This window comes from Kitasatospora sp. NPDC008050 (assembly GCF_042957465.1).
Lineage (GTDB): Bacteria > Actinomycetota > Actinomycetes > Streptomycetales > Streptomycetaceae > Kitasatospora.
In genome coordinates, this window is sequence record NZ_JBIBIJ010000016.1 from 59,484 (window position 1) to 77,241 (window position 17,758).

General features: G+C 73.6%; 16 protein-coding genes and 1 riboswitch. Of the genes, 6 read left to right on the top strand and 10 right to left on the bottom strand.

Going from position 1 to position 17,758, the window contains the following annotated elements:
- Positions 1 to 23: 23 nt before the first annotated feature.
- The 4 genes from ACFZB9_RS26990 to ACFZB9_RS27005 all read right to left on the bottom strand — a co-directional run bounded on the left by ACFZB9_RS26990 (position 24) and on the right by ACFZB9_RS27005 (position 2,468).
- Positions 24 to 470 (bottom strand): SRPBCC family protein, encoded by a 447-nt coding sequence (locus ACFZB9_RS26990; protein WP_391451311.1) that lies wholly within the window; start codon positions 468 to 470, stop codon positions 24 to 26.
- 4 nt (positions 471 to 474) lie between these two features.
- Entirely contained in the window at positions 475 to 630 is a 156-nt protein-coding gene (locus ACFZB9_RS26995; RefSeq protein ID WP_391451312.1) for a hypothetical protein, read from the bottom strand.
- A gap of 87 nt (positions 631 to 717) precedes the next feature.
- Positions 718 to 1,416 carry a transcriptional regulator gene (locus tag ACFZB9_RS27000; RefSeq protein WP_391451313.1) on the bottom strand — a complete coding sequence of 233 codons (699 nt, stop codon included), beginning with the start codon at positions 1,414 to 1,416 and terminating at the stop codon, positions 718 to 720.
- A 140-nt stretch (positions 1,417 to 1,556) separates the two neighbouring features.
- Entirely contained in the window at positions 1,557 to 2,468 is a 912-nt protein-coding gene (locus ACFZB9_RS27005) for a glutaminase (RefSeq protein ID WP_391451508.1), read from the bottom strand.
- A 111-nt stretch (positions 2,469 to 2,579) separates the two neighbouring features.
- On the opposite strand from ACFZB9_RS27005, the gene ACFZB9_RS27010 reads away from it, so the two are divergent.
- Positions 2,580 to 3,458: an Fpg/Nei family DNA glycosylase gene (locus ACFZB9_RS27010; protein ID WP_391451315.1), complete on the top strand. Its 879-nt coding sequence runs from the start codon at positions 2,580 to 2,582 to the stop codon at positions 3,456 to 3,458.
- Between the two features lie 119 nt (positions 3,459 to 3,577).
- Positions 3,578 to 5,212 (top strand): AMP-binding protein, encoded by a 1,635-nt coding sequence (locus ACFZB9_RS27015; protein ID WP_391451317.1) that lies wholly within the window; start codon positions 3,578 to 3,580, stop codon positions 5,210 to 5,212.
- Between the two features lie 89 nt (positions 5,213 to 5,301).
- Here ACFZB9_RS27015 and ACFZB9_RS27020 read toward each other — a convergent pair whose 3' ends face one another.
- The 6 genes from ACFZB9_RS27020 to ACFZB9_RS27045 form a co-directional block, all read right to left on the bottom strand.
- The gene (locus tag ACFZB9_RS27020; RefSeq protein ID WP_391451319.1) at positions 5,302 to 7,410 is read right to left on the bottom strand and encodes an elongation factor G-like protein EF-G2; all 2,109 of its coding nucleotides are present in this window, start codon (positions 7,408 to 7,410) and stop codon (positions 5,302 to 5,304) included.
- A gap of 161 nt (positions 7,411 to 7,571) precedes the next feature.
- On the bottom strand, positions 7,572 to 9,038 hold the full coding sequence (locus tag ACFZB9_RS27025) for an MFS transporter (RefSeq protein WP_391451320.1): 1,467 nt from the start codon (positions 9,036 to 9,038) through the stop codon (positions 7,572 to 7,574).
- Positions 9,039 to 9,106: 68 nt separating this feature from the next.
- Positions 9,107 to 9,958, bottom strand: coding sequence for an isocitrate lyase/phosphoenolpyruvate mutase family protein (locus tag ACFZB9_RS27030; protein WP_391451322.1), 852 nt, complete (start codon positions 9,956 to 9,958; stop codon positions 9,107 to 9,109).
- Between the two features lie 92 nt (positions 9,959 to 10,050).
- Positions 10,051 to 10,938, bottom strand: a complete 888-nt coding sequence (locus tag ACFZB9_RS27035) for a DMT family transporter (RefSeq protein WP_391451324.1) — start codon at positions 10,936 to 10,938, stop codon at positions 10,051 to 10,053.
- Between the two features lie 125 nt (positions 10,939 to 11,063).
- Positions 11,064 to 11,525, bottom strand: coding sequence for a YchJ family protein (locus ACFZB9_RS27040; RefSeq protein ID WP_391451326.1), 462 nt, complete (start codon positions 11,523 to 11,525; stop codon positions 11,064 to 11,066).
- A gap of 64 nt (positions 11,526 to 11,589) precedes the next feature.
- Positions 11,590 to 12,642, bottom strand: coding sequence for a transglycosylase family protein (locus ACFZB9_RS27045; protein WP_391451328.1), 1,053 nt, complete (start codon positions 12,640 to 12,642; stop codon positions 11,590 to 11,592).
- A gap of 68 nt (positions 12,643 to 12,710) precedes the next feature.
- Positions 12,711 to 12,879, bottom strand: a riboswitch (cyclic di-AMP (ydaO/yuaA leader).
- Positions 12,880 to 13,168: 289 nt separating this feature from the next.
- On the opposite strand from ACFZB9_RS27045, the gene ACFZB9_RS27050 reads away from it, so the two are divergent.
- From ACFZB9_RS27050 to ACFZB9_RS27065, 4 genes are all read left to right on the top strand, one after another.
- The gene (locus ACFZB9_RS27050; protein ID WP_391451330.1) at positions 13,169 to 13,594 is read left to right on the top strand and encodes a PPOX class F420-dependent oxidoreductase; all 426 of its coding nucleotides are present in this window, start codon (positions 13,169 to 13,171) and stop codon (positions 13,592 to 13,594) included.
- 167 nt (positions 13,595 to 13,761) lie between these two features.
- Positions 13,762 to 14,352, top strand: a complete 591-nt coding sequence (locus ACFZB9_RS27055) for a hypothetical protein (RefSeq protein ID WP_391451332.1) — start codon at positions 13,762 to 13,764, stop codon at positions 14,350 to 14,352.
- Positions 14,353 to 14,499: 147 nt separating this feature from the next.
- Positions 14,500 to 15,684 carry a hypothetical protein gene (locus ACFZB9_RS27060; RefSeq protein ID WP_391451333.1) on the top strand — a complete coding sequence of 395 codons (1,185 nt, stop codon included), beginning with the start codon at positions 14,500 to 14,502 and terminating at the stop codon, positions 15,682 to 15,684.
- A 406-nt stretch (positions 15,685 to 16,090) separates the two neighbouring features.
- Positions 16,091 to 17,731: an APC family permease gene (locus ACFZB9_RS27065; protein ID WP_391451334.1), complete on the top strand. Its 1,641-nt coding sequence runs from the start codon at positions 16,091 to 16,093 to the stop codon at positions 17,729 to 17,731.
- Positions 17,732 to 17,758: the final 27 nt, after the last annotated feature.

Here is a 17,758-nt window from a genome sequence, read left to right on the forward strand (position 1 = left end):
ACGGCTCACTTCGGGACGCTCGTTCAGCTGCCGCGCAGTGGCCGCTCCTCCTCCACCAGGCGCTTGAACTGGGCGAGATCGCCCCGCACGGTCTCCTCGATCGCGTGCGACTGGGCGAAGCCGTGCGGCCCGCCGTAGACCTCGTGCACGGCCTCCGGGTCGTACTCGACCCGCACCTGCACCCGGGTGGAGCCGTTGTCCAGCGAGCGCAGCGCGAAGGTGCCGCGCAGGTGGGCGGCGTCCAGGGTCTGCCAGTTCATCACCTGGTTCTCGCCGTGGTCGCTGATCGCGGTCTCGAAGACCCGCTCGGTGCCACCGACCTCGATGTCGCAGTGGGCACGGTTGCTGCCGTGCGGGTGCGCGTGCCGCAGCCCGGCCACGAACGCGGGGTACTGGTGCACGCGGTGCAACTGCTCCCAGGCCACCTGGACCGGTACTTCGACGTCGATCTGTTCTTCCAGTGTGCTCATCCGACTACTCCGCGTCCTCGTAGGGGTCGCCCTCGGCGCGGGACTCGTCCTGGGCGTGCTGGACCTGTTCGGAGGTGACGCCCTCCAGCCGTTCCTGCGCCTCGATCTGGGCAGCGCGCTGCTCCGCGTCCTCGTTGGACTGCGGACTGGCCATGGACATCGGTGCCTCCCTGCTGAAGCGGGGCCGGGCCGGCGCGGCCCGCCGACATGTCCAGCGTGCGCCCCGGGCCGGAACCGGGCAACCGGCTCAGGCCAGCCCGAGGCCCGGGTCGTCCTCCGGCGCGGCGGCGGGGCTCAGGTCGGCCAGGGTGTTCCAGAACATCAGCTCATACGCCTGCAGGAGCCGCCCGTAACGGTGGCCCTCGGCCAGCCGCCGCTGGTCCAGGCCGCCGGCTTCGACCACCGCGACCGCCTCGTCCTCCAGTTCCGGGGCCGGGGTGGCGAAGAAGTCGAAGAAGGCGCAGGCGGCGTCGGAGAAGCCGTAGTGCCGGCGCAGCGCCCGCGCCGTGATGGCACAGTAGTTGCCCCAGGCAGCGAAGTTCGCGGCCAGCGCGAGCACGATGGCGGTGGGCTCGCCGTTCAGGGCCAGCCAGGCCAGCTGGCCGGGGTAGGCCTGGCAGCCGGCCAGCGGTTCGCGCTCGCCCAGCGCCCGCTCCGACAGGCCGCAGCCGGCCGCGAACGCGTTCAGCGCGCCCAGCGCCTGCGACTCGCCCTCGGCCAGGCGTCCGAAGTAGCCGCCCGCCGGGGTGTCGGCGCAGCGCGCGGCCAGCACCAGGAAGCTGCGCCGGTCGCTGCGGATGATCCGGTGTTGCTGGGCGGCCAGTTCGGCGAGCACCGCGACCGGGGTCAGGCCCGCTTCGATCCGTGGGATCAGCCGGTTCTCCCGTTCGGCCGGGGCGAGCTCCCGGCGGATGGTCAGCAGGGCCTCGCGGGGCGTGGGGGTCATCGGCGGCCGTCTCCCTGGGGCACGGAACAGCTGGACTGTTCGGCGGACCGGGTCGGGCCGGATCGAGCCACCACGCCGCGCCGCCTTTCGTCAGGTTAGCCGGGGCCGTTCCCCGGGCGGCTCGGCGCGCTGAGGGATCGTCAGAAGACCGACCAGCCAGTGGCGGTGGTGAAGGCGTCCAGTGCGGCGACCGCGCCGACCGAGTTGCCGGCCCGGTCCAGCGCCGGGCCCCAGGCGCAGAGCGTGCCGCGCCCCGGGACTATCGCCAGGATCCCGCCACCCACCCCGCTCTTGCCCGGCAGTCCGACCCGGAACGCGAAGTCGCCGGCCGCGTCGTAGGTGCCGCAGGTGAGCAGGACGGCGTTGATCCGCTTGGCGTCGCTGCGCGAGAACAGCCGGCTGCCGTCCATCCGCAGGCCGTGCCGGGCCAGGAAGAGGCCGGCCAGCGCCAGGTCCCGGCAGCTGGCGGCGATCGCGCAGTGCGCGTAGTAGTGCGTGAGCACCGCCTCGACCGGGTTCTCCAGGTTGCCGTAGCTGGCGATGAAGTGGGCCAGGGCGGCGTTGCGGTGGCCGTGGGCGGCCTCCGAGGCGGCCACCACCGGATCGGTGTCCAGCCGCGGATTGCCCGACTCGGCGCGCAGGAACTCGCGGACGGCGCCGCCGGCGTCCCCGGTCAGGGTCAGCAGGTGGTCGGTGACCACCACCGCACCGGCGTTGATGAACGGGTTGCGCGGAATGCCCTGCTCGGACTCCAGCTGGATCAGCGAGTTGAACGGGGTGCCGGAGGGCTCGCGGCCCACCCGGTGCCAGATCCCCTCGCTGCCGGCCGCCAGGGTGAGGGCGAGGGTGAAGAGCTTGGAGATGGACTGCACCGAGAACGGCACCTCCCAGTCCCCGGCGCCGTACACCTCGCCGTCGATGGTGGCCAGCGCCAGCCCGAAGGACTGGCGGTCCGCCTCGGCGAGCGCGGGAATGTAGTCGGCCACCCGGCCGGTGGTCAGCAGCGGGCGGGCAGCGTCGACCGCGCGCTGAAGTTCGAGCTGGTAGTCCATGGATTCACCCTGCATATGATCACTTTTTCATAGCGCAAGGCCATCAACCAATGCCCCGGCCGAAGTCCGGTGGACGAGCAGACCGCCAGGCGGGCGAGCAGACTGGGGGATGTGCCCGAGCTGCCCGAAGTCGAAGCGCTCAGCGCCTTCCTGACCGAACACCTGGTCGGCCAGGTGATCGGCCGGGTGTACCCGGTGGCCGTGAACGCGCTCAAGACCTACCAGCCGCCGGTCACCGCCCTGGAGGGCCGCACGGTGACCGCCGTCGGCCGGCGCGGCAAGTTCCTGGTGATCACCGCCGGCGGCCCGCAGGCGGCGGACCTGCATCTGGTGATCCACCTGGCCAGGGCCGGCTGGCTGCGCTGGCAGCCGAACATGTCGGACGCGGCGCCGCACCCCGGCAAGGGGCCGCTGGCGCTGCGGGTGCGGCTGGCGGACTCCACCGGCGGCTTCGACCTGACCGAGGCCGGCACCAAGAAGGGCCTGGCCGTCTCCTGCGTGGCGGACCCGGACGAGGTGCCGGGCGTCGCGCGGCTGGGCCCCGACCCGCTCGACCCGGCCTTCACCGCCGAGGCGCTGCGCGCCATGCTGGCCGGCGAGCGACGGCAGCTCAAGGGGATGCTGCGGGACCAGAGCGTGCTGGCCGGGATCGGCAACGCCTACTCGGACGAGATCCTGCACGTGGCGCGGATGTCGCCGTTCAAGCAGGCCGCACGGCTGACCGAGGCGGAGAGCGAGACGCTCTACCGGGCGATCGGCGACACCCTGCGGGACGCCGTGGCGCGCTCGCACGGGCTGGCCGCGGGCGAGCTGAAGGCGGAGAAGAAGACCGGCCTGCGGGTGCACGGACGGGCCGGCCAGCCCTGCCCGGTCTGCGGCGACACGATCCGCGAGGTCTCCTTCGCCGACTCGGCGCTGCAGTACTGCCCTACCTGCCAGACCGGCGGCAAGCCGCTGGCCGACCGGCGGCTCTCCCGCCTGCTCAAGTAGGGCAGGCGAGCGGTGCAGGGCCGGTTCGGCCCTGGCACGCGTCAAGAGGTGCATGGTCGGGGCCGCGGTGGGGTAGGGCAGCCTCGTTTCCTGCATTCCACCCTCAGCTGGAGCTGCCCATGCCCGCCGACGCCCACCTCAGCCATGCCCGTGGTGAGACCGAACCGCCCCTGCTGGCCGAGACCATCGGCGCCAACCTGGCCCGCACGGTGGCCGCCTTCGGCGAGCGCGAGGCGCTGGTCGACGTCCCGGCCGGGCGCCGCTGGACCTACCGCGAGCTGGCCGACGACGTGGCCGTGGTGGCGCTCGGCCTGCTCGCCCAGGGCGTGCGGCCCGGTGACCGGGTCGGCATCTGGTCGCCCAACCGCGCGGAGTGGGTGCTGCTGCAGTACGCGACGGCACGGATCGGCGCGATCATGGTGAGCATCAACCCGGGCTACCGCACCCACGAACTGGAGTACGTGCTGCGCCAGTCCGGGGCCCGCATGGTGGCGGCGACGGCGCGCTACAAGACCTCGCACTACGCGGCGATGCTGGCCGAGGCCCGGCCGAACTGCCCGCGGCTGCGCGAGGTGCTGCTGTTCGGCGAGGACTCCTGGGAGCAACTGCTCGCCGCGGGTCGGCAGGGCGACCCGGCGGTGCTCGCGGCCGTGGAGGCCGGGCTGCGGCCGGATGACCCGATCAACATCCAGTACACCTCGGGCACCACCGGGTTCCCCAAGGGCGCCACCCTCTCGCACCGCAACATCCTCAACAACGGGTACTTCGTGGCCGAGTTGTGCGAGTACACCGAGCGGGACCGGATCTGCGTGCCGGTGCCGTTCTACCACTGCTTCGGTATGGTGATGGGCAATCTGGCGGCTACCTCGCACGGCGCCTGCGTGGTCATCCCGGCGCCCACCTTCGACCCCGCCGCCACGCTGGCCGCCGTCGCCGCCGAGCGGTGCACCTCGCTCTACGGCGTGCCGACCATGTTCATCGCCGAGCTCAACGACCCCGGTTTCGCCGACCACGAGCTCGGCTCGCTGCGCACCGGCATCATGGCCGGCTCACCCTGCCCGGCCGAGGTGATGAAGCAGGTGATCGAGAAGATGCACATGGGCGCGGTGTCCATCTGCTACGGCATGACCGAGACCTCGCCGGTCTCCACCCAGACCCGGTCGCAGGACGGTTTCGAGCAGCGGATCGCAACCGTCGGGCGGGTCGGCCCGCACCTGGAGGTGAAGGTGGTCGACCCCGGCACCGGCGCCACCGTGCCGCGCGGCACGGTGGGGGAGCTGTGCACCCGCGGCTACTCGGTGATGCTCGGCTACTGGGAGGAGCCCGAGCGCACCGCCGAGGTCCTCGACCCGCAGGGCTGGATGCACACCGGCGACCTCGCGGTGATGGACCAGGACGGCTACCTCGCCGTCACCGGGCGGATCAAGGACATGGTGATCCGCGGCGGCGAGAACATCTACCCGCGCGAGATCGAGGAGTTCCTGCTCACCCACCCCGATGTGCTGGACGCCCAGGTGGTCGGAGTGCCCGACGAGAAGTACGGCGAGGAGCTGATGGCGTGGATCCGGCTGCGGGCCGACGCGCCCGAGCTGACGGCCGAGGCGCTGCGGGAGTACTGCACGGGCCGGCTCGCGCACTACAAGATCCCCCGGTACGTGCACCTGGCGGCGGCGTTCCCGATGACCGTGACCGGCAAGGTGCGCAAGGTCGAGATGCGCGAGGAGGCGGTTCGGCTGCTCGCGGGGCACGGGTGACGGCAGAGCGGGGGTGACGGCAGAACGGGGGTGACGGCAGAGCGTGGGTGACGGCAGAACAGGGGTGACGGAAGGCCGGGGTGAGGTGGTCAGTCCGAGGGCTTGGCGACCTTGTCGGCCAGGGCGCTCGGCATCGGCTCGTAGCGCAGCGGTGTGCGGGTGAACGAGCCGGTCCCGTGCGTGAGCGAGCGGAGGTCCACGGCGTAGCGGGTGAGTTCGAGCTCGGGCACCTCGGCACGCAGCAGGCTCCGCCCGGCCCCGGCCGCCTCGGTGCCGAGCACCCGCGCGCGGCGCACCGACAGGTCGCTGAAGACCCCGCCCAGGTACTCGTCCGGGACCAGCACGCTCACCTCGGCCACCGGCTCCAGCAGGCGCACGGTGGTCCGGGCGGCGGCGTCGCGCAGGGCCAGCGCGGCCGCCGACTGGAACGCGGAGTCCGAGGAGTCGACCGAGTGGGCCTTGCCGTCCACCAGGGTGACCCGCACGTCCACCAGCGGGTAGCCGTCACCCACGCCGTGCTCCAGCTGCGCCCGCACGCCCTTCTCCACCGAGGGGATGAAGTGCCGGGGCACCGCGCCACCGACCACCCGGTCGACGAACTCGAAGCCCGTGCCGCCGGGCAGCGGCTCCACCAGCAACTCGCAGATCGCGTACTGGCCGTGGCCGCCGGACTGCTTGACCAGCCGGCCGTGCCCGGTGGCCGCCGCGCCGAAGGTCTCGCGCAGCGCGACCTGGTAGGGCACCCGCTCGACCTGGACGCCGAACTGTTCGCCCAACTGGTGCAGCAGCACACCGATGTGCGCCTCGCCGGTGGACCAGAGCACCAGTTGTCCGGTGGCGGGGTTCTGCTCGACCCGGACCGTTGGGTCCTGGGCGGCCAGCCGGGCCAGGCCCTGGGAGAGCTTGTCCTCGTCGCTGCGGCTGTGCGCCTCGACGGCGATCGGCAGCAGCGGCTCCGGCAGCTCCCACGGGGCGAGGACCACCGGGGCGGCCGGGTCCGAGAGGGTGTCACCGACCCGGGCCGTGGTGAGCTTGCTGACGCAGACCAGATCGCCGGCCACCGCGTGCGGGACCGGGCGCTGCTGCTTGCCGAACGGGCTGGTCAGGCCGGCGATCCGCTCGTCGGCGGCGCCCTCGCCACCCGCTGCCTCGGCGGCGGGCCCCGCGGAGCGGCCGGCCAGGTGGACCAGCAGGTCGGGGTGGAGCGTGCCGGAGAAGACCCGGACCAGGCTGAGCCGCCCGACGTACGGGTCGCCGGTGTTCTGGATCACCTGGGCCACCAGCGGGCCGCCAGGGTCGACCTGCACGGCTTCGGTGCCCAGCGGCTCGGGCAACGGGCGGTCACTCGGGGCGGGGAAGGCGGAGACGATCAGGTCGAGCAGGTCGACCGCCCCGGTGCCGTCCTCGCCGAGCGGCAGCAGCGGGTGGATGGCGTCGTGCAGCACCGCACCGCGCAGCCCGCGGGCGAGTGCGCCCGGAGCCAGCGGCTCGCCGCCGACGTAGCGCTCCAGCAGCTCGTCGTCCTCGCCCGCGATGGCCTCCACCAGCTGCTCGCGGGCCGGTCCGGTCGGGGGCGCGGGCTGCGCCTGGCCGTGCGTCTCGCCGGAGAGCAGCTCCACGGTGCCGCGCAGCCGGCCCTCGCTGCGCACGGGGAGGTCCACCGGCTGCACGGACTCCGGGCGGCCGTCACCGAGCGCCTCCCGGCAGGCCGCCAGCACCGCGTCGAAGTCGGCCCTGGCTGCATCCATATGGGTGACGGCGATGGCGCGCGGCAGGCCGAGCAGCGCGCACTCCTGCCAGAGCGCGCGCACCGGACCGGTCACCGGATCGGTCGCCGAGACGACGAAGACGGCGGCGTCGGCGGCGCGCAGCGCGGCCCGCAGCTCACCCGCGAAGTCGGCGTGGCCGGGCGGGTCGAGCAGGTTGATCTTGACCCCCTGCCACTCGACGGGGACCAGGGACAGGCGCACCGAACGCTGCTGCTGGTGCTCGATCTCCTCGTGGTCGGAGACCGTGCTGCCCTCGTCGACCCGGCCCGCCCGGGTCAGCGCCCCGGCGGCCAGCGCCAGGGACTCGGTGAGTGTCGTCTTGCCGGAGCCGCTGACGCCGACCAGGACGACATTGCGCAGTTGCTCGGGGCGATCGGCGACGGGCGCCCGCCCGGCCGCCCCCGCCCGCGATGGTGCTCGCTCGGACATGCCGGTGCTCCTCGATTGCGCGCAGGAGAGGTGGGGTTCGGTGGAGAGACTCGGTGGAGATCTGGCCCTTCGAGCTTTCCACCGAGGTCGGCCGGGGTCCACCGGGACACCGGGGTTTCCCGTTGCCCATCGGGCGGGAAACGGGAAACCCTTCGGCTGCTTCAGCGGGAGCCGGCCGGCGCCGGGGCACCGGACGCGTCGGCGGCCGCTCCGGTGCCCGCGCCTGCGCCCGAGCCCGCCCGGCGCTGCACGGCGGCCAGCACGAGGGCGGTGACCACCGCCAGGACGGTCGCGACGATCACCGCGATCCAGGCGTGCCGGAAGGCGTCCAGCGCCTGCCGCGCGCTGTGCGGGGTGCCCAGCACGCTCACCACCACCGCGACCCCGACCACCGCGCCGATCTGCCGGCCCATCGTGGTCACCGCCGAGCCGGTGGCGAACCGGGTGGGCGGCAGCGCGGCGGCGGCCGCGCCGATCAGCGTGGGCAGCGTGAGGGCGACCCCGACGCCGGTGAGCAGCATGCCGGGCAGCAGGTCGGCCGCGTACCCGGGCGTGGTGCGCACCGTCGCGACCCACCAGGCGATCCCGGCCGTGAAGCAGAGCAGGCCGAGCGTCGCGAGGCGGCCGTGCCCCAGGCGGCGCAGCAGCGGCCCGGTGGCCAGCGTGATCGGCGGCACCAGCAGCGGCCCGGGCGCCACCGCGAGCCCGGTGCGCAGCGCGGAGTAGCCCCAGACCTGCTGGCACCAGAGCACCGAGGTCAGCAGCATGCCGGAGAACGCGACGGTGAAGAGCAGCGCCGTCGCGTTGGCGGCGGCGAAGACCGGCACCCGCAGCAGCGGCAGCTCGACCACCGGGGCCGGGTGCCGGGCGGAGCGCAGCAGGAAGCCGCCGGCCAGCACGAGGGCCGCGGCCAGGCTGCCGGTCACCCGGGCCGATCCCCAGCCCCAGCTGTCCGACTTCACCAGGCCGATCGCGAGCAGCGCGATGGCGGCGGTCAACAGCAGCACGCCGACCAGGTCGGGCCACGGGCCCTGGCCACGGCCGCGCGGTCGGGGCAGCACCCGCAGGCCGGCCACCAGCGCGGCCGCCCCGATCGGCAGGTTGACCAGGAAGACCCAGCGCCAGTCGGCCTCCACCAGTACCCCGCCGAGCACCGGGCCCAGCCCCGCCGCGATCCCGCCGATCGACGCCCAGGCCCGGACCGCGCCGGGCCGCCGCTGCGGCTCGGTGGCGTCCAGCAGCAGCGCGAGCGAGGTGGGCATCAGCAGCGCACCGCCCAGCGCCTGCAGCAGGCGGGCGCCGACCAGCCAGTCGACGCCGGGCGCCAGCGCGCAGAGCGCGGAGGAGAGGGTGAACAGCGCCAGCCCGGCCAGGAAGGCCCCGCGGTGGCCGACCCGGTCGGCCAGCCGCCCGGCGGGCACCAGCAGGGCGGCGAAGACGATGGCGTAGCCGTTGAGCACCCAGGAGAGCGAGGTCAGCGTGCTGCCGTGGAAGTGCTGGTTCATCGCGGGCAGCGCGACGTTGACGATGAAGAGGTCGAGGTTGGAGACGAAGACGGCGGCGGTGACGACGAGGAAGACGGCACGGGAGCCACTCGGTCGCGAGTTTGGATTTCCAACTATACGCATGCCGCGGCACGCTACTGTGTGTAGGTTTGGAAACGCAACTCACTCTCGGCCGCCGGGCCGATGCCGGGTCAGTCCGTGGCGGGTCCGGCCATCAGCGCGTTGGCCTCCCCGAACGGCAACGCCTCGGCGAGCGCGGCGAAGCTGCCGGTGCGCAGGACGGCGTCGGCCGCGCGCCTGGCCGCGCCGAGCGCGACCCGGGAGAACCCGGAGCCGACGCTGATCCGCCGGGCGCCCAACTCGCCGAGCTGCTGCACCGTCAACTCGGCGAGCGGGCCCGCCGCCAGCACGTTGACGGGCCGCGAGACCGCCGCGCAGACGGTGCGCACGGCTTCGGCGTCCGGCAGTCCGGGGGCGAAGAGCACATCGGCGCCCGCGGCTTCGAACGCCTGCAGCCGCCGCACCGTGTCGGCCAGGTCGGGGCGCCCGTGCAGGAAGTTCTCCGCGCGGGCGGTGACGGTGAACGGGAGGTCCAGCCGTCGGGCCGCCGCCACGGCCGCGCCCACCCGCTCGACGGCCACCTCGAACGAGTGGATCGGCGCCTGCGGGTCCCCGGTGGCGTCCTCGATCGACCCGCCCACCAGGCCCGCCTCGGCGGCCAGTTCGATCGTGGCGGCGATCGCCTCGGCGTCGGCGCCGAAGCCGCTCTCCAGGTCGGCGGCGACCGGCAGGTGGGTGGCGCTGACGATGGCCCGGGCGTTGGCCAGCGCCTCGGCGCGGTCGACCAGGTCCGCGCCGTCGGCCCGGCCGAGCGAGAAGGCCAGGCCCGCGCTGGTGGTGGCGAGCGCGGCGAAACCGAGGTCGGTGAGCAGGCGCGCGGTGCCCGCGTCCCAGGCGTTGGCGACGACGAACGCGCCGGGGCCGGTGTGGAGTTCACGGAAGGCGAGCGCGCGGCGGTGCTGGTCCTCAAGGGAGAGCTGCACGGGAAGTCCTCTGGTGAAGGTGACGACGGGGGGGTGAATGCGCGGGTGGCGCGGGCAGAGCGGGCGGGTCGGGTGCGGACGCGGACGGTGGGTCAGGGCCGCCGGGAGAGCGCGACGCCGCCCAGGCAGAGGCAGCCGCCGAGCAGGGTCAGCACCGCCGGCACCTCGCCCAGCACCGCCCAGGACATCAGTACCACCAACGCGGGCACCGCATAGGTGGTCGCGCCCATCCGGCCCGCCGTGGTGCGGGAGAGCGCGTAGGCCCAGGTGCTGAACGCCAGGGCGGTGGGGAACAGGCCCAGGTAGACCAGGTCGAGCGTGGCCCAGGCCGGGGCGTGGGCGAGTTGGCCGGTCAACTGGCCGCCGAACGGCAGGCAGACCACCGTGCCGATCAGGCAGCTGAAGGCGGTGACCTGCAGCGGAGTCGCATGCCGCAGCGCCGGCTTCTGGGCCACCACGCCGGCCGCGTAGAGCAGCGCGGCGAGCAGGCAGAGCAGCACGCCGAGATACGAGGCACCGCTGCCACCGGACTTGGACAGGCCCACCACCACGGCGCCGGCGAACGAGACCGCCATCCCGATCATCAGCCGGCGCGGGAACCCCTCGCGCAGCAGCCAGCCGCCGAGCAGCGCGATCACCAGCGGGCCGATGTTCACCAGCATGGCGGCGGTGCCCGCATCGACCTTCTGCTCACCCCAGTTGAGCGCCAGCATGTAGAGCCCGAACCAGAGCAGGCCGCAGAGGGCGATGCCGGGCCAGGAGGCGCGCGGCGGCAGGCCCTCGCCCCGCACCGCCCAGATCGCGAGCAGCGCCACCGAGCCGACCGCGAGGCGGCCCAGGGCCAGTGAGCCGGGGCCGTAGTGCTCGGTGGCGGAGCGGATCGCCACGAAGGAGGAGGCCCAGAGCAGGACGGAGACGGTGGCCGCGGCCACCGCCTTGGTGTTGAGTCGGGTGGTGCCGGCGCTGGCGGTGAGGTCCATACGCGCAAACTAGTCGGCAGCCGAAGCTTTCAGCACGCAATTTATCGGTGGCCGAGGCTCTCGCGGTGGCGACGGCTCGGGCGACGGCGGTGGCGACGGCGGCGAAGGCGGTCGCGGCGGTCGGCTCAGGCCTGCGTCGGCGTGATCACACCGTCCAGGTAGACCCAGGCCCCCTCGTGGCGCACGAAGCGGCTCTTCTCGTGCAGCCGGCCGTCGAGGTTCTGCTCGACGTAGTGGGCGACGAACTCGACGGTGCCCTCCTGGTGGAACGCGCCGCCCTCGGTGCTGCCCAGGATCTCCAGCCGCCGCCAGTGCAGCCCCGCGTCGAAGTCGACGACCGCAGGGCGGGTCCGCGGGTGCCAGCTGCGCAGCAGATAGGCGCCGTCGTTGACCACGAAGGCGCTGAACCTCGATCGCATCAGCTGCTCGGCGGTGGCCGCCTGGGCCTCGCCCCGGTGCAGCCGGCGGCAGCAGTCGGCGTAGGCGGCGGGCAGGCCGCAGGGGCAGGGGACTGATCCGTCGCTCGCGGCGGGCGCGGTGACGGGGGCGGGCTCGGCCGCGCGGGTGCGGTTGCTGCGTCGGGACATGGCTCCATTCTGACGGTGCCCGGCGGTGCCCGGTGACCGCCCACCGGGCACCGCCGGACAGGCCTTAGGAAGGAAGCTGCAGGTGCTGTCCGGGGAAGATCAGGTTGGGGTTGCCACCGACGGTGCCGAGGTTCTGCTGGTAGAGCTGTTGCCAGTTGTCGACGTGGTGGTCCGTCGCGATGGCCCAGAGCGAGTCGCCGCTCTGCACGGTGTAGCCCTGACCGGCGTCGCTCTGGCCGGTCGGGGCCACCTGGCCGGTGGGGCCGACCGGGGCCGCGGGCGCGGTCGGTGCGGGTGCCACGGGGGCGATCGGGGTGGTGCCGCCGGTCGGCGTCTGCGCGCTGCCGGGGGCCGGGGCCAGCGGGGACGGGGTGCTCGGTGCGCTGCTCGACTGCGGGCCGGGGGCGGTCGGAGCGGCCGGGGGCGTGGTCGCCGTCGGGTTCGGGCTGGTGCTGGGCGCCGGGGTGCCCGGCGCGGGCGCGTTCGGGGTCGGCGCAGCGGTCGCAGTGGTCGGGCCGCTGGTCGGAGCAGTGGACGGTGCGGTGGTCGGCGCCGTCGGCGCTCCGCTGGGCATGCCCGTGCCGGGGGCGCCGGCGCTCGGCGTACCGGGAGCCGGGGTGGTGGGCGGCGCCGGGGTGGTGGGCGTCGTCGTGGGCGTGGAGCCGGGCGTGGGCGCCGTGGTGGGCGCGGTCACCGGCGCGGGCGAGCCGACGGGCGTGGGCGTGCCGACCGGGGCCGGCGTGCTGGTCGCCGGGGGCGCGGGCGTCGGCGTGCTCACCGGCGTGCTGGTGGTCGGCGCGGTCAGCCCGGCCACCGCCGCGCAGCTGCCCCAGACGCTCGGACCCTGGCCGGCGAGCAACTGCTCGGCCACGGCGATCTGCTGCGCCTGGGTGGCGTGCGAGGCCTGCGCCGCGTACTGGTCGCCGCCGTTCGCGACCCACTGGCGCTGGGTGAGATGCAGTCCGCCGTAGTAGCCGTCGCCGGTGTCCGCGGTCCAGTTGCCGCCGGTGACGCACTGGGCGAGCGAGTCCCAGGTGCTGACCGGGGCGGCGTGCGCGCCGGTCGCGGTGAGCAGCGGCAGGGCGACGCCGACGCCGGCCACCGTCGCGGCGGTCACGGCGCGCTCGGTCTGGGTCGGGCGGCGGTGCCGGCCCGGGCCTGAGAACACCCCGGATATGCCCATGGAACATCCCTCTCCGCACGCCTGCGAGGTGAGCTGTCGGGTTCGGGCCGGGAGGCTGGCCCGGCCGTCCGCCCGGACGGATCCGGTGGACGGCTTCACCCCTAGCCGTGTTGGGGACGGCATTGAAACCTGGGTCCCCCGCCCCTGCCCAGAGGTCGGTGATCGAGGACCCGGAGCGCGGTGGGCAGGACTCGGCGTACCTCGTCCGGGCACCCGCGTAGGCGGGTTGCAGGGAGACTAGACGGATCATCACTCCGATAACAACCCCGCATCGCACACGTCACACAAGAATCACGGAAGCTGCGCGATGCTCTGTACCGACACCTCTTGCGCGTACTGCGTCAGGTCCGCCCGCCCGGTCGGCACCCAAGCCGCCCGGCGGCCCACTGTCCGCAGCTAGGTTGGGCGCTGGAACCGTCATCGACCGAAGAACCGTCAACTCGACGCAGAGGAGAGGCCCATGGCCGACGATGCCAAGATCCGTGAGCTTTTCGCCTCCCGGACCAACGGGGTGCTGGTGACCCTGAAGCGGGACGGGCGGCCGCAGCTGTCCAACATCCGCTACGCCTTCGACCCGGCCGAGGAGCTGATCCGGGTCTCCGTCACGGCGGACCGGGTGAAGGCGAAGAACCTGGCCCGGGACCCGCGGGCGAGCCTGTACGCGACCAGCGAGGACTTCTGGACCTGGGCGGTGGCCGAGGGCACCGCCGAGCTGACGCCGGTGGCCGCGGCGCCCGACGACGACACGGTGGAGGAACTGATCGACCTCTACCGCACGCTCGACGGCGAGCACCCCGACTGGGACGACTACCGGGCCGCGATGGTCCGCGATCGCCGGCTCGTGGTCAAGCTGCACGTGGAGCACTTCTACGGCCAGACCCCCTGAGCCCAGGGCGGAACAGGGGTGTGAAACCGGGCCGGGCGGGCCGGTGCGGCGGCCCGGCCGGCCCGGTGCGCGGGTTTGCCCGATCGACGGACACCGCGGCGCGTGCGCAGCACGATAGAAGGGCGCGCCCGGGCCCGGGTGTGGGCGGGCGCACCGGGAGGTGGGCTGTGCACGAGCTGGAGCCGGCCGTCGAAGCGGCCGAGGGCGATCCGCACTGGTGGTGGGAGGTGGACTCCGCGCTGATGGGCAAGGCCTCGGCGCTGGAGGTGTCGATGTACTGGGCCCTCGGTCTGACCCGCTGGGCCGCCGGCCATGACCCCAGAGTCGCCGGCGGCGACCTGGAGGCCGTGCGCACGCTGCTGGGCCTGGCCATCTATCGCGCGGCCCAGGGGGAGGGGGTCACCGATCCGGGCCGGATCCCCACCCTGCTGCCCTTGCTGATACTCGCTCGGGGCGTGGCCAGAACGACCGCCGAGGCCCGGCCGCTCGGCTACGGCGACCGGGGCCGGCTGCGGCTGGCCGACCGGGCCCGGCTGCGCGCCGTGCTGACCGATCCGGACCGCGCGGTCTTCGAGCACCTGCGCAAGGAGACGGTGCTCGTGCTGGTCGCCAACACCGACCACGCTCGCACCGAGCTGTGCCTGCGCTCCAACGACGCGAGCATCTGGAAGGACCGCCCGCTGATCACCATCAGCACCCGCGAGGCGCACCTGCCGAACCACGGGCTGCTGCCCTGGGACTGGTACAGCACGGGGTGACCACCGCGCCCGTACCGGCTGCCGAGAGCGCGTCGGCGCTGGTGGCGGCCGGTACACCGGCCCGGCAACCCCGGGGCTGTGCGCAGTGGGCGGCTCCCGTACGCTCTGGTGCTTCACGGGCGGAGCACCACGGGGGAGAGCAGAGCGATGAGCGCCGACGATGTGTGGCGGGCACCGGATCCGGACGCGGAGCCGGTGCGCCGGCCGGATCCCGCGCGGTACCCGGGCCCGGGACCGTACCCCGGCCCCGCGCCGTACCAGGGTGGCTGGCCGCCGCCCGGCCTCGCCTGGGGCTACCGGCCGCCGCCGCCCAGGCCCGGCGTCATACCGCTGACCCCGCTGGGCATCGGTGAGGTGATCAGCGGTGTCTTCCGCACCCTGCGCCAGTACGCCAAGCCGCTGCTGATCCCGCTGTCGGTCGCGGCGCTGGTCGTGCTCGGGCTCTGCGGGGTCTGTCTGGCGGTCGGCTACAGCGCGGTCAGCGGCATCATCGACGACGCCCGCAACCAGGTGGACTACCAGCTGACCGACGATCAGGCGGCCACCGTGGGTGTCACGGCGGTCGTCGGGGTGCTTGTCCTGCTCTGCTGCTTCTGGGGGTTCTCGCTGGTGGCGAGCACCGTGAGCACGGCAGTGCTGCGGCACGCAGCGATCGGCCGGCGGGTGACGGCCGGCCGGCTCTGGTCGGAGAGCCGTCCCTACCTGGGGCGGGTGGCCCGCGCCCAACTGCTGCTGGGCCTGGCCGCGCTGGGCGGCCTGCTGGCGGCGGTGGTGCCCGCGGCGCTGATCGGGCTGGCCACCGGCAGTGCGGCCGTCTTCGGCGTGCTGCTCGCCTGTCTGCTGGTGCCCGCCGCGGTGTTCGGCGGCTATGCCGCGGTGCGGCTGGCGCTGCTGGTGCCGGTGGTGGTGCTGGAGAACCAGCGGCCGGTGGCGGCGATCCGCCGGGCCTGGCGGCTCAACAAGGGCTCCTGGTGGCGCAGTCTGGGCATCCCGTACGTGGTCCGGATGATCGGTTCGTTCGCCGCCCAGGTGCTCACCGTGCCCGCGATGATCATCGGCGTGGTGGTCATGTCGGCCACCACCAGCACGACCGATCGGATCGACCAGTACGGCGGGAGCGTCACCCAGAGCGTGCCCACGCCCTTCGGTGTGCTCTTCCTGATCGGCTGTGTGCTGCTCGCCTACGGGCTGGCGACGGCGCTGGCCGCGCCGCTGCTGCCGCTCACCGACGGGCTGCTCTACCTCGACCGGCGGATCCGCGACGAGGGCCTGGCGACGGTGCTGGCCGCGGAGGCGCAGCGCGCGGCCTCGGCGGAGCGCGATCCGAGCTGACGCCGAGTCGGTTCGCTGATGCCGCATGCTGAGGGCTGAGGGCTGAGGGCTGAGGGCCTGGGCCGGGCAGGGGAATGGTTCCCGGCCCAGGCCGGACTGGGGGCGCGCACGGCGGCGAGCAGTGGCGCGCGGTGGTGTGAGGTGGCGTGAGGTGCGTGGCGGGGCTACGTCGGAGGGTGTGTGACGGGCGCCTGGCGGGGCTGGGACGAGCCTGGCATGCCGCGGCGCTCAAATCAACGCTTGCTGATGTGATATTCCGTCACATCCATCTCAGTAGACGTCGGCTGGTCGACCGCTAGGCCGGACGGCTGGCGATGGCACCCCCCGTTCGGCGTGCGGCACGCGGGCCGGGGCCGTTCTGCGGCAGCGTCGGGCTGACCCTGCCGTCGTCCGAGAGGCCCATGCCATGGCAACGCCCGCTCCGGCGCCCCCGAACAACTCCCCCCGGCACGCCCTGCGCCGCGAGGTCGGCATGCTCGGCCTGCTGTGGGCGTCGGTCGGGGCGATCATCGGATCCGGCTGGCTCTTCGGGGCCGAGAAGGCCGTCACGGCCGCCGGGCCGGCCGCGCTGCTGTCCTGGGGCGTGGGCGCGGTGGCCATCGTGCTGCTGGCCCTGGTGCACGCCGAACTCGGCGGCCTCTTCCCGGTGGCCGGCGGCACCGCGCGCTACCCGCACTACGCCTTCGGTGGCTTCGCCGGCATGTCGTTCGGCTGGTTCACCTGGCTGCAGGCCGCCACCATCGCCCCGATCGAGGTGCAGGCGATGATCGGCTACGCCCGGCACTGGAGCTGGGCGGACGGCTTCCAGAACAAGGACCAGACGCTGACCGGCTCGGGCTTCGCGATCGCCGCGGTGCTGCTCGCGATCTTCGTCGCGATCAACTTCCTCGGCGTCAAGTGGCTGGCCCGCACCAACAGCGCGGCCACCTGGTGGAAGGTCGCCGTGCCGGTGGTGACGATCCTGATCTTCGGGGCGAAGGAGTTCCACGGCTCCAACTTCACCTCGCAGGGCTTCGCGCCCTTCGGCGCCCGCGGCGTGCTCTCGGCGATCAGCACCAGTGGCGTGATCTTCGCGCTGCTCGGCTTCGAGCAGGCCATCCAGTGGGCCGGTGAGAGCACCCACCCGCGCCGCGACATCCCCCGCGCGGTGCTCGGGTCGGTGATGATCGGCAGCCTGGTCTACATCCTGCTCCAGGTGGTCTTCATCGGTGCGCTGCCCCCGGACACCTTCGCAAGCGGCTGGGGCAACCTGACCTACCACGGCATCAGCGGCCCGTTCGCCGGGCTCGCCACCCTGATCGGGCTGAGCGGGCTGGCCACCGTGCTGTACATCGACGCGATCATCTCGCCGGCCGGCACCGGTCTGGTCTACATCACCTCCAGCTCCCGGATCACCTACGGCCTCAGCCGCAACGGCTACGCGCCGCAGGCCATGCAGGCCACCGACCGCCGCGCGGTGCCCTGGGCCGGCCTGCTGGTCGCCTTCGTGGCGGGCGTGCTCTGCTTCCTGCCCTTTCCCAGCTGGCAGCGGCTGGTCAGCTTCATCACCTCGGCGGTGGTGCTGATGTACGCGGGGGCGCCGCTGGCCTTCGGTGTGCTGCGCAAGCGCTTCCCCGACCTGGAGCGGCCCTACCGGCTGCCCGCCGGCGAGTTCGTCTCGCCGCTCGCCTTCGTCATCGCCAGTCTGGTCATCTACTGGTCCGGCTGGGACACGCTGTGGCGCCTGGGCGCCTCGATCCTGCTCGGCTACCTGCTGCTGGGTTCCTACGCCGCCTACGCCCAGGCCAAGGGGCTGCCGGGCGCGCCCCGGATGGACTTCCGGGCCGGCCAGTGGCTGCCGGTCTACCTGGTGGGCATGGGCGTGGTCTCCTGGCAGGGCCAGTTCGGCGTGGGCGCCGCCCACCACCTGCCGCTGTGGTGGGACATCCTGGTGATCGCGGTCTTCTCGCTGGTCGTCTACTACTGGGCGCTGGCCGTGGCGCTGCCGGCGGCCGAGATCGAGCGGAACATCTCCGACGTCGAGGTGCTCGACGCGGGCGGCCACTGAGCGTCGCCGTCCGGCCGCCGAGCGTCG

What these genes read in the sequence shown, in the direction of transcription:
- ACFZB9_RS26990 (WP_391451311.1), bottom strand. Translation starts at nt 470, where the DNA reads ATGAGCACACTGGAAGAACAGATCGACGTCGAAGTACCGGTCCAGGTG.
- ACFZB9_RS26995 (WP_391451312.1), bottom strand. Translation starts at nt 630, where the DNA reads ATGTCCATGGCCAGTCCGCAGTCCAACGAGGACGCGGAGCAGCGCGCT.
- ACFZB9_RS27000 (WP_391451313.1), bottom strand. Translation starts at nt 1,416, where the DNA reads ATGACCCCCACGCCCCGCGAGGCCCTGCTGACCATCCGCCGGGAGCTC.
- ACFZB9_RS27005 (WP_391451508.1), bottom strand. Translation starts at nt 2,468, where the DNA reads ATGGACTACCAGCTCGAACTTCAGCGCGCGGTCGACGCTGCCCGCCCG.
- ACFZB9_RS27015 (WP_391451317.1), top strand. Translation starts at nt 3,578, where the DNA reads ATGCCCGCCGACGCCCACCTCAGCCATGCCCGTGGTGAGACCGAACCG.
- ACFZB9_RS27020 (WP_391451319.1), bottom strand. Translation starts at nt 7,410, where the DNA reads ATGTCCGAGCGAGCACCATCGCGGGCGGGGGCGGCCGGGCGGGCGCCC.
- ACFZB9_RS27025 (WP_391451320.1), bottom strand. Translation starts at nt 9,038, where the DNA reads ATGCGTATAGTTGGAAATCCAAACTCGCGACCGAGTGGCTCCCGTGCC.
- ACFZB9_RS27035 (WP_391451324.1), bottom strand. Translation starts at nt 10,938, where the DNA reads ATGGACCTCACCGCCAGCGCCGGCACCACCCGACTCAACACCAAGGCG.
- ACFZB9_RS27040 (WP_391451326.1), bottom strand. Translation starts at nt 11,525, where the DNA reads ATGTCCCGACGCAGCAACCGCACCCGCGCGGCCGAGCCCGCCCCCGTC.
- ACFZB9_RS27050 (WP_391451330.1), top strand. Translation starts at nt 13,169, where the DNA reads ATGGCCGACGATGCCAAGATCCGTGAGCTTTTCGCCTCCCGGACCAAC.
- ACFZB9_RS27060 (WP_391451333.1), top strand. Translation starts at nt 14,500, where the DNA reads ATGAGCGCCGACGATGTGTGGCGGGCACCGGATCCGGACGCGGAGCCG.
- ACFZB9_RS27065 (WP_391451334.1), top strand. Translation starts at nt 16,091, where the DNA reads ATGGCAACGCCCGCTCCGGCGCCCCCGAACAACTCCCCCCGGCACGCC.